The organism is Candidatus Saccharimonadales bacterium, from assembly GCA_035945435.1.
Classification (GTDB): domain Bacteria; phylum Patescibacteriota; class Saccharimonadia; order Saccharimonadales; family DASZAF01; genus DASZAF01.
Map to the genome: position 1 here is coordinate 1 of DASZAF010000022.1, position 13,338 is coordinate 13,338.

The 13,338-nt window shown below is 51.4% G+C and carries 8 protein-coding genes and 1 tRNA gene; 5 read left to right on the forward strand and 4 right to left on the reverse strand.

All coding sequences use genetic code 11. The annotated features are described in order from the left end of the window. On the reverse strand, positions 1-699 hold a 699-nt coding region (locus tag VGS28_02805), incomplete at its 3' end, for an NAD-dependent epimerase/dehydratase family protein (protein HEV2412714.1). A gap of 127 nt (positions 700-826) precedes the next feature. On the opposite strand from VGS28_02805, the gene VGS28_02810 reads away from it, so the two are divergent. Further along, positions 827-903: transfer RNA gene (locus VGS28_02810), tRNA-Pro, on the forward strand. Positions 904-1,575: 672 nt separating this feature from the next. Here VGS28_02810 and VGS28_02815 read toward each other — a convergent pair. Continuing rightward, positions 1,576-2,172, reverse strand: a complete 597-nt coding sequence (locus tag VGS28_02815; GenBank protein ID HEV2412715.1) for a hypothetical protein — start codon at positions 2,170-2,172, stop codon at positions 1,576-1,578. A 305-nt stretch (positions 2,173-2,477) separates the two neighbouring features. Between VGS28_02815 and VGS28_02820 the strand changes: the two genes are divergently transcribed. Next, positions 2,478-7,124 carry an ATP-binding protein gene (locus VGS28_02820; protein HEV2412716.1) on the forward strand — a complete coding sequence of 1,549 codons (4,647 nt, stop codon included), beginning with the start codon at positions 2,478-2,480 and terminating at the stop codon, positions 7,122-7,124. Between the two features lie 3 nt (positions 7,125-7,127). On the opposite strand, the gene VGS28_02825 is transcribed toward VGS28_02820, so the two are convergent. Further along, positions 7,128-9,596 carry an AMP-binding protein gene (locus VGS28_02825; protein HEV2412717.1) on the reverse strand — a complete coding sequence of 823 codons (2,469 nt, stop codon included), beginning with the start codon at positions 9,594-9,596 and terminating at the stop codon, positions 7,128-7,130. Then, positions 9,593-9,907, reverse strand: a complete 315-nt coding sequence (locus VGS28_02830; GenBank protein HEV2412718.1) for a 4'-phosphopantetheinyl transferase superfamily protein — start codon at positions 9,905-9,907, stop codon at positions 9,593-9,595. Before VGS28_02830 ends, VGS28_02825 begins: the two co-directional genes overlap by 4 nt. Before the next feature lie 114 nt (positions 9,908-10,021). Here VGS28_02830 and VGS28_02835 point away from each other — a divergent pair, with 114 nt between their 5' ends. The 3 genes from VGS28_02835 to VGS28_02845 are packed head-to-tail and all read left to right on the forward strand — an operon-like array spanning position 10,022 to position 13,334. Then, positions 10,022-10,519, forward strand: coding sequence for a hypothetical protein (locus VGS28_02835; GenBank protein HEV2412719.1), 498 nt, complete (start codon positions 10,022-10,024; stop codon positions 10,517-10,519). A 53-nt stretch (positions 10,520-10,572) separates the two neighbouring features. Further along, positions 10,573-10,950 carry a hypothetical protein gene (locus VGS28_02840; GenBank protein ID HEV2412720.1) on the forward strand — a complete coding sequence of 126 codons (378 nt, stop codon included), beginning with the start codon at positions 10,573-10,575 and terminating at the stop codon, positions 10,948-10,950. Next, complete coding sequence (locus VGS28_02845; GenBank protein HEV2412721.1) at positions 10,947-13,334, forward strand: AAA family ATPase; 2,388 nt, start codon at positions 10,947-10,949, stop codon at positions 13,332-13,334. The genes VGS28_02840 and VGS28_02845 overlap by 4 nt, the downstream gene beginning before the upstream one ends. Positions 13,335-13,338 lie beyond the last annotated feature (4 nt).

The following is a 13,338-nucleotide window of genomic DNA, read 5'->3' on the forward strand; positions in this document are numbered from 1 at the left end:
GAGGCGCTCATCAAGGACCGTCTCAGGCGTCTGAGTACCCCACACTATACCCTGGTGAAGATCGGTAATTCGCAGCTCGTCATTCTTGGCATAGAAAGCAAACATCAGCTGGTCGAGTGTCTTGGTCATGTGGTAGACAGAACCAGGATTGGCAGGATGGAGAATATTACGGGTTATCTCACCCTCTGGTGTTTCGACTTTGACATCTAAGTAGCCTTCAGGTATTGGAGCGCTACCTGACCAACCATAGCCGTAGACTCCCATGGTGCCAAGGTGGACGACATGAGCATCTGAATTGCTTTCAACAAGTGCACACAAGAGGTTGTGAGTGGCGTTAACGTTATTATTGACCGTGTAACGCTTAGTCGAGGGGCTCTTCATCGAGTATGGGGCCGAGCGCTGCTCAGCGAAGTGGACGATGGCATCTGGTTTGTGTGACTTAAGGTAGCCAACCAGCTTATCGTACTCTGTAGCCAGATCGAGTATGTCAAAACCGATTCTCTTGCCTGAGATTTTCCGCCATGCCGACAGGCGTGTACTCATGTTAGCGATCGGCGTTAACGACTCAACCTCGAGCACGACATCGATCTGTCGACGGCTTAGATTGTCGACGATAGTGACGTCATGGCCGAGCTTTGATAGGTGTAGTGCGGTGGGCCAACCACAGAAACCGTCACCTCCTAAGACTAATATGTTCATTGGTGTAGTTTAGTTCTCCTTAAGTAACCTCTTTATATACGGTGATTATGAGAGATTGCTTATGAATGGCCGGTCAGCACCCTCATCTGTTGCCAGGTCCATCAGATCAGTTATAATAACAATGCCTCGGGGTGTGGCGCAGTTGGCTAGCGCGCAGCGTTCGGGACGCTGAGGTCGGAGGTTCAAGTCCTCTCACCCCGACCAGATCATAAGATTTATTCTCAAGGAAGTCGTGTTGCTCTAATAAGACGAGGTATCAATCCTCTTTGCCAGGTAGGGTTCAAGCGACGTGTATACATTGTCAATACACGCTCGATTAGACCACCATGGCTATCGACACTCCCAGGTTCTGGCTGTATCGTATGTATCTCTGGTTCCAGACCGTAAGCCTGATAGTGAAGCAAGAGACGCGGTACTTGGGATAGCGAACATACTGCTACAAGCCTTGAATAGGTTTGCGCATGCTCTCGCAGGGCTTGTGCTGCAACATACACCTCGTCGCCTGCGTTATAAACGCCACGCTCTCCCTTATATCGCCTGTTCCAGTCTGAACCGTGGGTACGACCAAACGGCACGCCTCGCCTTTGGGTGAGGTATCTGACGCCTGCGGCAGCAAGGGGGACGTGATCAACTCTACGCCCGCGGCGATGTCTGCTGCCAGGTACGTAAATTACCGACTTGGCTGCAAGCTCGCTTGCTCTCGCGTCGTCAAACAGAGTTGCCGCTAGATCAAGACGAGCTGCGAACTCTTTATTCGGATATATGCCCTCTCGAAGAGGATTTTGAGCGTGTGCGACTATCAAGCTTCCATTCGAGGACATGGCTATAGCTAAACATAAAGGGACAGATTACGTAAGTAAAACCTTCGTCGACCTGTTACCAGGCAACTTGGCTTGGGATCACGTTGGCTTGGTGCCAGTAATCAAGGATCGATGTCTGTACGAGTGGCGTACAGGGAATCTGCTGACCCTGTTGGTCGCCAGTTAGAACTAGACATGTGGTAGGCGCAGGCGGGTTATTGTCACCTGCTGAGATGCGCCAGTCGAATGGTTCGACAAGACCTTGTACCGCTCCGTCGTTGACTGCTATCAGGCGGTGTCTCCACTGGGCGGTCTTGGTCATCCCGTTCGGACCGTTCTGGTTAAAATATGCTTCGTTGACTACATAGTCGCTGGACGGGTGGGGATGCTGATAGAAGTCGGACACGAACGCCCACATGCCGCCATAGAGGAACCCAAATCCTGATATGCAGTCCCATGAATAGAGGGACTTATATTCTTGGCAGTGCCAATGCGTGCCGTTTGGATCTGGATAGGGGCTATTATCAGCGGAACTGCTGGATAGATATACGTGGGCACCAATGAATGCAACTACAAGGACTGATACAACAGCCGTAATGAGTTTGTAGCGGCCGAGGTTCGTCTTGGCTCGTTTGCTTACTGATGGGAGCTTTCGCTTTTTAGTGTTTTTCATAGTCGTTGTTTACGCTTATGGTTAATATCTTACAACACTTTACCATGAACCCCGAGAGAGAACAATCGCTCCGGTCGACCAGTCGAAATTAGTAGAGCTTGTTGATTGAGAGCTATTTCACAACCATGTGACGCAAGTTGCTATTGTGTTTATGCTTGTCGCCCCTTATTATTAGGGGGAGAGTTTGAGAGACAAAAAGGGTGAAAATAAACATAATAAGGTCAAAAGGGCCTGTTTACCGGTACGGGGTTCCTTATCGTCGCCCCTCAAAATATGGGCCTTTCATCTCCCACTGGGGTTCTGCCTTGGCTTTTTTTGGAGCGATGGTTCTTCTTATCTTTGCTCCACTTATGCCATACCTTGCACGCCCCCATTATCATCTAGCTGACGGTTCAGGTGAATATGCGGCCAGCAATGTAATCGGCGAATTTAATGCAGTCGGGGGCGCCTTCTCGAACTTTATCGAACCAACCAACCAATACGGGATGGGTCCCAACGATATCGTCGTGGACACATCTAATCACCGTCTCTTTATTGATGACGGCAGCAACTCACGAATCCTCGTCTATAATCTTGATAACAACAACAATCTTGTAAGTACGATCCCGAATTATGTTCTCGGTGAGCCTGACTTAACGACCGAGACGAACAGCTTCACCAACCAGCCTGTCACTCAGAGTAGTATCGCCTGTAGCAATGCGATGGCTTTCGACTCAGTCAACGATAGGCTCTTTGTGGCTGATGAGTGCGACAGCCGTGTCCTCGTCTTCGATTTCGCAGGCGGGATTAGCAATAATATGAACGCCAGTTACGTGCTTGGCCAGTCGAACTTTACAACAGGTAATACCGATCTGGGTAATACGGAATCCGACTCGCAGACAAATATTCTAGACCCACAAGCGCTCGCCTATGACACGTCTAGCCAGCAACTCTTTGTAGCCGACTACAATGGTTCTCGTCTCCTTATCTTTAACCTCTCCAGCGGGATTAGCGACAATATGCCTGCCAGTAACGTTCTCGGTGAGCCCGACTATACGACACACGTCAACTTGGCTTCGCCGACGATTAACGGGAGTGTCACCCTTGATCCAAACGGTGTTGCGTACGATTTAGCGAACAAACTTCTCTATGTCAGTGATGCTCAATCTGACGGGATAGCCAGCATATCAGGAGGTCGTGTTCTCGTGTATAACCTCTCCAGCGGAATTACTAACGGTATGGCGGCCAGTCATGTCTTGGGCCAACCTAACACCTCAGGTGATACGCATGCACTCACCCAGAGCGGGATGAACACGCCAGGTCACCTGTTGCTGGATACGGCGACAGACCAGCTCTTTGTTTCGGACTTCGGTAATGCCCGTGATACGGTCTTTGACCTCGGCGGCGGGATATCAGACGGCATGAACGCTAGCTTTGTTCTCGGGGAGCCAAATTTCACGACCGCCAACACGACCGATACAACTATCAATAGCACAACATACTGGGAGCCAAACGGTTTTGGTTATGATCCAGGAAACAAACGACTCTATCTAAGCGATAACGACTCTCGTGTTTTGACACTTGATCTCTCTAGTGGTGTTTCAAATGATATGGCTCCAACGAGCGTCCTTGGCCAGACCGACTTTAATGGCAATCCAACATATACGAGTGCAGGCTTTAACGATAAGGGTCACTTCTTAAACGAGTTTGCCGATCAGCCAAATGGTACCTATGTCGATACTGTGCATCACCTTCTGTATGTGGCAGATGCCGGTTTTGATCGGGTTATGGTATACCAGCTTGATAACAACGACAACCTGGCCAGCCCTCCAGTTGCTAGTTACGTCTTAGGTCAACCAGACTTTACAACTACCGCATCCACAAGCGCAAGTCAGACTACTATAACCTGTCCGTCCGGAATCACGGGCGACCCGAATCGTAATCTGCTCTTTGTCGCTGACGCGTGCTCCGATCGTGTCCTTGTGTACGATCTCTCTAACGGTATATCCGACGGAATGCCGGCTAAGTATGTCATCGGCCAGACGACTTGGACAGGAAGTGGAAGTGGCGACACTCAGACCACCCTCAACGATCCATACGCAGGAATAGCTTATGACCCGAATACAGACTACCTCTACGTTGGGGATGTATCTAACAATCGTGTCATGGTCTACAACACCAGTACCGGTTCGTTATCCACAGGGATGGGGGCCAGTTACGTCATCGGCCAGACGAACTATACCAATAATGTGACTGGGACGTCCCAGAGTACCTTCAGCAGTAGTGGGAGCCTGGACGGACTCGCCATCGATACGCAAAACGATGAACTGTTCGTGGCTGATGCCGGATCGGCGAACAGAGTGCTCGTCTTTAATACTGCTGCGATCGGCAGTGGGATGCTGGCTAGTCATGTACTTGGGGAGCCTAACTTTACGAGTACGACCTCGACCGCAGGGACGCCACCTCCGAAAGCAAACCAGTTCATTCCCTTTGGACTTGCATATGACCAAGTAAATCAACGCCTATTCGTCGAGGACGAAGCAAGCTCACGTATTCTCGGTTTCGATCTCTCAGGGGGCATCACAGACAACGCAAACGCAAACGAAGTCATCGGCCAACCAAATCTGACTACCTACAATGCGATGAATATACCTAGCAAGTACGATATGGATCTGCCCTATGGACTGACGGACGCATACGATACAACATCGAATCAGCTCTATGTCTCTGATCAAGAGGATGGTCGAGTGTTGATTTTCGGCTTTGCGAATCTAGTACCTATCAATACCAGTCCGACGGTTGGCACTAATTATTCACAGGTGCTCGGCGATCAGACACAGGGTGCGGTGAGTTACTCGTTACTCTCAGGTTCACCGCCGACCGGACTATCTTTTAACTCGGGCACGGGGCAGTTGAGTGGTACGGTCACGACACCCGGCACGTATAGCTTCACAGTTAAGATCACTGACAATAACGGATCCATCGGTACATACACTGATACCCATACTTACAACGTCACGGTCAGCCAAAGTGGTGGAGGTGGAGGAGGTGGTGGCACCGGGGGAGGAACCGGCGGCGGAAGTGGTGGTGGAACTGGAAGCGGGGGCTCCGGCTCCGGTGGTACATCGACACCGAGCGGCCCATCAAAGCCGCCCACTACTATCCTGACATCAAGCCCTCCGACGACATCTATACCGACCGCCCCTCAGCCGAAGCATACGAAGGCAACTGAGCAGAGCACTGTAATCGATCTTGATAAGCAGAAAGACTTTACCGACGGCTCAGGCTATACCCATACCTCAAGAATGGGGCAGGCTACAGTTTACCAGCTCTGTCTACCCGATAACTCTGCCACTTCGAACACCTGCGCTCAGTCTCCGGCCTCGAGTAGTTCTGAAACTACGTACAGCTTAACAGTTGCGAAAATTTCGACTAGTGGCGGTACGTCGATGGCAACGATTAGCGTTAACCCAGCCTCATTGAATAATCAGACAGTCACATTTACGCCTGGCCAAACAAGACTCCTTGATCTCAATAATAGTGGACACAACAATGTTGGAGTCGAAGCGGTCAACATCTCGTCTTCGACCGGCGCGGTGACCCTCAAATTCTGGAAACTGGCTAGCTTCAAGGCCCCTCTGCCGCTCTTGACTCGTGTGGCCAACCAGATCGTCAAGATACTGCCACACGCAATCATCTATGCCTTCCCTTATATTCTCTTTGTCATGCTCGGGATCTACACGCTCATGGTCTTCTATCAATCGGCCAAAGAAATACGTGAGTATGCACGCCTTGAAAGTCTACTTAGTAGGGCTCGTGGCGTTAACGAGATGAAGAAGACTTTTATCGAGCTGGCTTCACACTACCTGCGTACGCCAATGACGCTTCTGACAGGTGGGGTCGATCTATCTAAATCATTAGGAGGCGTAGATACGAAGATCATCCCCGTACTACAAGCAGCGACACAAGATATGCATACAAAGATCGAACAACTTCTGTCAGATGCCCAAGCTACAAGCCAAGGGCCATCCACTTTTGAGCCGAGTATGAATAAAGAAGATATCAAGTTCTCGTATCTCATTAAGCAGCGTGGCTTTATGCTGCCGCTCGTAATGTTGGGTATAATCTGGATTGCCTTTAACTATTTAATGTCTCATGCGACTACCTTTACGGTAAGTCAGGTAGGCATTGCCTTGCAGGCTATCGTCTTCGCCGTCATCATCCTTGCCCTCTACCAAGTACATCGCAACCGCTTCCTCAGAAGGCGGGATACGGCACTGCTGAAACAAGTAGTCGACAAGGAAGCTTCTCTCGGCGTCGCTCGTGATAGTCTGATCAATCATGCCGTATCGGCGCTTAAAGGGGATCTTGCTAAAATCCACTCTGCTATAAGCGGTAATGACTCTCCTGCCGTGAAGGCGATTTCCAACGGTGAACAGCGGCTTCAGGCGCTCGTTGATAAATTCATTGTTGCTTCTAGGCTTCATGGTTATATGAGTCACGAACCATATAAGCAGACCTCATTTAGCAGCGTCCTAACCGGTGCATTTAGAGGCATGAAGGATAAGGTCTCACAGAAAGAACTACACTTCCAGGCTCCGCAGGATATGCATGTCGACCTTCAAGAACCGGGCCTCTTTACCTACGTCTTAAATGGGGTTATCGATAATGCTGTTTCGTATAGTCCCGAGAAAGGAACGATTGAGGTAGGCACCTCGTTCCAGTCTGGCAAGCTAACAGTTTCGGTGCATGACCAAGGTGACGGAATCTCGAAGGAAAAACTTGCTCGTCTGTTCCAACCGTTCACAAAGAGCGAAGGCGCCGAGGTCTTTAACCATGAGGGAATGGGCTTCAGTCTCTATCTCGATAAACTTATCCTGACTTACTTAGGGGGTGATATCATCCTTGATTCGCGCACAGGTCATGGCACGACCGTATCAGTGTCTGTTCCCACGCAACCGGCTGTTACGTAGTCATTAGAGATCTTTCATCATCTGTTCGAGCTGGCGTGTGGCTTTATCGTAATCTTGCCCGTGCCCGAACATCACTGGCTCGGAAATTCTGACGGTGACTTTACTGTGGCGTTTTGGCCATTTGGCGTGAAGAGGCATCGTCCCATACAGTCCGATACTTTTGACGATAACAACGGGCATCTCTAATTCGACCGCCAAAAGACCTGCTCCTGATTTGAATGGCTGCTGCTTGCCGTTCTTACTTATCTTTCCTTCTGGTGCGATGAGAACGCTCCAGCCCTTATCGGCAAGAGTTCCAATGTAGCTCAGGCTTGGCATGTAAGGTTCGTGCCTGGCCATATTGAAGCTTCCATAACAGAGCCTGCCGAATAACGCTGCTACTTTATGTGCTTTCATAAAGTCGTCGGCCTGCGCAGTACTCAGGTGGCGCCGGAATCGATTCGGGATGACCTGGTAGGTGAGCATAGCATCAAGGTTATCGACGTGGTTGAAGATAAAGATAACAGGCCCTTCGAGACCCTTAAGGTGCTCGCGACCCTCGACACGGACAGACACAAATGTCCCCAGAAGAGTTCGAATAAATATCTCCCGAAAAACATCACCAGTGCTTCTGGGCAGAGGCTCATAGGGCCAGTCGGGTCGTTTGGCGACCGGCTCAACGGCGGTTCCCTTTGAAACAAGACGACGCAAGGCCGCTACTGTAGTCGTCTGGGTCACGGAAGATTCGGAGATACTTATCCCCATCTGTTCTTCTACCAGAGCGACAACGTTCAACCGGCGCAGTGAGTCGAGACCGATATCGGCTAACCTATCGCTCTCTTTGATTCGGGCTGCCGGCTTATCGAGACTCATCCTCAATACGCGGATAAGCTGATCCTGGTTCTTGTCAGCTGCCGACTCTTTCGACTTGCTTTCCCGAGTCTGGTTGGCCCATCTCTGAACCAGCTTGCGATCAATCTTGAGTAGTCTGGTCCGCGGGAAGTCCTTATCGGGCCATCGTCGCCAGCCCGCAATATGCTGGAACGAAGCCAGATGTTCGTTCACCTCTGCTATAAGGGTGGTTATGGCTCTATCAGAACGGCTCGACGTTACGATTGCTTGTACCTGCTCACCATCTGGGGTCGATATGCCGACGATACAGACGTCTCCGAGCTCAGGACGTTTGGCCGTGACGGCTTCAATATCCTCGGGAAAGACTTTGAGCCCATTGCTCAGAACGATGGCAAACTTCAGACGCCCCTGAATGCGCAGCCAACCGTCTTCAAGGTTGCCGACATCGCCTGTTCGGAACCACCCGTCCTTACTGAGAACTTCTTTAGTGGCTTTTTGGTTGTTCCAATATCCCTTGAAGATATTCGGGCCCTTAGCCTGGATCTCTCCGTCACCGGCAATCCGTACGCGGACATTATCGAGCGGCATGCCAGCCGAACCAGATCGACGATCGTTCTGGTGGTTAACGGTCAGGATCGGGGCAGTCTCAGTCAAACCGTAGCCCTGCAGCGTGATGACTCCCATGAGCTCCCAAGCTCTGGCTACGCTCTCGGGTATCGGTGCACCGCCGGTCACAACCATCTCCAATGCACCACCGAGTCGTTCGTGTACTTTGTGAAAGAGCGCCCGCCTGGCAGGTAGCGGCAACACCTCAGCAAGCTTAAAAGCAAATGCCAGCGATTTAGCCTGGCCAGTCTCGGCAGCAGTCTGCTTAATTCGCTCAAGTAGAAGTATGAGAAGTTGGGGAATGGCGGCTATGACTGTTACGTGATACTCCTGCAGGCCTCTGGCTATGGCGGCGGGTGTGACGCGGGGGATATAGAATATGCTGGCTCCTGATGAGAGCACCGCCAGACAACCACCCGTCAGTTCGTACATATGTGATAAGGGTAGCACCGACAGTAACCGCCAGTCGGAGTCGATAGTTAAGGCGCGCTGAACACCCTCAACATTACTTAGAATATTGCGCTGAGTTAGCATGACACCCTTCGGATCGGCGGTGGTTCCCGAAGTAAAGACGATGACCGCTAAGTCATCTCCGGAGATAGACGTTTTTGGCGCAATTGTAGATTGTTTCTCAATCTGTTCCCTCAGTTCATCGAGGATGACTGTTCTATGCTTCTTATCTAAGCCGGAGTGGAGATGCTTACTTCTGAAGATAAATTTTGGTTCGGTCTGGCTGGCATAGTTCAAGATAGTCTCGGGTGTGCTTGCGACATCAACGGGCACCACGACTACACCGATCAGCTGGGCCCCCAGGAAAAGCTTGACCCAGTCAGGCGAATTGGGGGCGACAATCATAAGGCGATCGCCATGCTTCAATCCAAGTGAAATGAGGTAGTGGGCAACTTGGTATGACTGCTTTCGCAAGTCGGCATACGTCGTTCGCTCGATCTTAAGAAACGGTCGGATAGTCAGGGCCAAGCGGTTGTTAAAAGCCCACATGCTACTAACAAAGTCACCAAAATGTCGGTAGCTCATATGTTGATCTCTTGGGCTACGGCCACTGCGTAATCGCCGTGATGGGCGATTGAGATCTCAAATACCCTCTCGTTGATATGGGCATGCGGCCTGCCCTCGCTATCGTGGCTGATAACTATGTCGGTCCACTTATCTGGCTGAACGGTCGCCGCTTTCATAACCGCTTCTTTGGCCGCCCACATACCTGCCAGATGCTCGGCCTTATCACTGAGTGGCTCGGATACTCGAAAAGCCTTACGCATAAATGTCTCCCCGCCTGCCTTAAGTTGCTGTTCAAACTCAGGAACGAACACTAAATCTATGCCAATCATAGTCTGATTCTATACCAAACTTGCGCCTTGTATGCTTTGAGTGTATAAAAATACTAACTGACCGGTCTTTGGGGCGACGATAAGGCTCTGCCCGGTTTTGGAGTTGAGAAGAAGATGACAGCAGTTATGAGCTCTGAGAGTGCGGCAGCATTAGGAATGAATCCCGAAGGATCACTCGCCCTGCTTGGCGATAGGCTTCGTTTTATGGGGGCACAACTTCGACCAGGAGTATGTGCGGTGATGCTCGGTGTCTACCCGCCGCAGCTAAGTGAGATGGGCCTTATCTATGGGGACGATCCCCATATACCAACTACGGGAGCCTGGCTTCAGCGACAGGGTGGTCGGCGCGCCAATACATCCATGGTCACCCTGCTCGAGGCCAACCTACCGGTCTCGCTTGATCCACGAACCCAGACCAGCCGACTGATTGGTCTCCGCCTTATCACTCGGATGCCAGGAGGCAGACTGGTCACTCCGTCTCAGTATGGCCAAGACCGCCACAGCCCTGAGGAGCAAGTTGCCATGTACGGAAAGTGGCATGGCTACCTTGATGCCATCCAGCGGGGTGCTCGAGAGAGAGAACTGCGACAGATTCCTCGTCGTCACATCTGAAACAACCCGTCCGTCTGATCGTCATTCGAAGCGTAAGCTGTTACAATGAGGCCATGCAACTGCTTGCCAGTTTTTTTTCGTGGTGGTACGGATCTGGCTGGCGGAATAGTGCCGAACGAGGAGTAACGCACCTGTCGCGAACAACTGAGCTCTTCTCGTTGGACCTCATTCTGCCGACGCTCTTCTCACCGTTTCGCCAGGTCAGTGCAGCTAAAGGCCTTGGTGGTCTCAATGTCCAGCTGCGTCTCTTTGTTGACAGGACGGTCTCTCGCTTTGTCGGCTTCATGGTCCGCATCATCATGCTGATTACGGGTCTTCTGGCGACTATCGCTATCGGTATTTTCTGGGGACTCTGGCTGATCATCTGGCCCTTCCTGCCACTCTCGCCGGTCGTTCTTTGCGTCTTAGCTTTCGGGGGCGTCAAACTATGAGTACCGTCAGCCTCCAGCTTGACTATCACCACCCTCGAGCAGTAAAGGCCCGTTTCGGTCGCGTTATGGATAGCAAGGGTCTTCAAGTGGCTCTCTGGGCGGTCACGGCCGTTACCTTCATAGGCTCTTTGGCTATCCTTATTCTGCTTCACCAATCGGCGGGTTGGCTGGTAGCTATTCCGGGCTTTGTCTGCCTCGTCCTCTGGATATGGTATCGGCAAGAGCTTAGGTCGCTGCCTGTTACTAAAGGAGGGACGATCGCCGACCTTCTTGAAAGAAATCTACTCGGGAAGCTTCCTGCCCAACCATCACCACGAGTAATCGCTAACGCTCTTGCTGGTACCAGTGGTTTCAACTTTATGCATATTCGCTTCACCATCGATCCCGGATTGATCACCAACTTTGCCAGCGAATTTCATGACGATTCATCGCTAATCTGGCATAAAGCCCTCGAGCTCTCAGAGGCTGACGGCATTAAAGAGTTAACTAGTGCGGCAGTCACTGCCGCCATCGTCCTTTCCCTGCCCAATGTCGAAAAGTACTTAGCTGAACTCAAAGTTGATCCTGATGACTTACGGCTAGGAGTGGCCTGGTACACCCATATCAAGCGGATCTTTGAAGATACCAGGAACCCGATCAATGGCGGGGTTGCCCGTGATTGGGCCTTTGGCTTTACGCCGCTGCTTGACCGGTTCGGTTATAGCATCACCATGCGGGTAGAGCACGATAGGGCCATCTCCCGCGATCTCGCCAATCGACGACCACTCGTCGATCAAATAGTCGATGTCCTCGTCAGCGGCCGGCGAAACGCAACCCTTGTTGGCGGTGTGGGGTCGGGTCGCAGCATGCTCGTCTCGATGCTCGCTGAAGAACTGATCAACCCACGATCGACGACACCGAAGTCACTGAAATACAACAGAGTCATCGGCCTCGACCCTGGTGTCCTGATTGCCAACGCCGGAGGTAGGGGAGAACTTGAGAACCTTGTTCAACAGATCTTCGCAGAGGCTTTCTATGCCAAGAATATCATTCTGTTTCTGGACAACGCTGATCTCTTTCTTGAAGAGGGCACAGGCTCGGTTAACTTATCCAATATTCTGATGCAGGCTCTCGAAGGTGGAGCACTTCGCATTATTCTGGCAATGGACGACCAGTGCTGGCTGCGGGTTAACCAGACCAACCCAAGTCTCGGTCGCCTCTTTAACCGGATCAGTGTCGAGCCGCTCTCTAAGGATGCCACTATGAGGATCATGGAAGACTATCTATTATCTGTCGAATACCAGGCCAAAGTGACCTATCTCTATCAGGCACTCGAGCAGATCTACAGTTTGAGTGAACGTTATATTGCTGACCAAGTGATGCCGGGTCGGGCCCTGAAACTGCTGGAGGCAGCTGCCCATCATCCCGAGAACGGCTATATCACGGCTGAATCGGTTCAGCAGACTATAGAGGCGAACTACAATATTAAAGTAGGTACGGCCCACACAGAAGACGAGCGTGAAACACTGCTCAACCTAGAAGATCTAATCCATCGGCGAATGGTCAACCAATCTCGTGCTGTTCAGGTTGTTGCCAGCGCTCTGCGAAGAGCTCGAGCCGGTGTCCGTAACCCGAACCGGCCGATTGGCACTTTCCTGTTCCTCGGCCCGACTGGCGTTGGTAAGACCGAACTGGCCAAATCGCTGGCTGCGGCCTACTTTGGCGGCGAGGATAGGCTGATCCGTATTGACCTTAACGAATTCGTCCGCTCGGACGATCTAATTCGACTTATTGCTGACGGTGCTACGGATCCTAAGTCTTTGGCCGCTCAGGTCTCTAAGCAGCCATTCAGCGTTGTCTTGTTGGACGAGATAGAGAAAGCGCACACCGATGTCATGAGCGCCTTGTTGCAGGTACTCGATGAGGGCATATTGCGTGATAAGAATAACCGTGAGGTCTCCTTCCGAGATGCCATTATAGTTGCAACGAGCAACGCCGGGGCTGCGGCAATACGGGCACATATCGAGAAGGGTGAAGAGATCGTCCAGTTTGAATCATCGTTCGTTGATGAGCTGATTAATAGCAATCAGTTCCGTCCTGAGTTCCTCAACCGTTTTGATGAGATTGTACTCTTCAGGCCGCTGACCGAGGCAGAACTTGTCCAAGTTGTCGACCTTAACCTGGCACAGATCAACAAGACGTTGGCTGTTCAGAAGATGAGCGTCTCGCTAACACCTGAGGCTAAACAGTGGATGGCCAAGCAAGGCTATGACCCGCGACTCGGGGCTCGACCACTCCGCCGGGTCATGCAGCGAACGGTAGAGGACGTTATTGCTAAACGGGTACTAGCCGGTCAGATAGAGAGCGGCGACAAAGTCACCCTCGATGTAGCCGATCTCCAGTAGTACC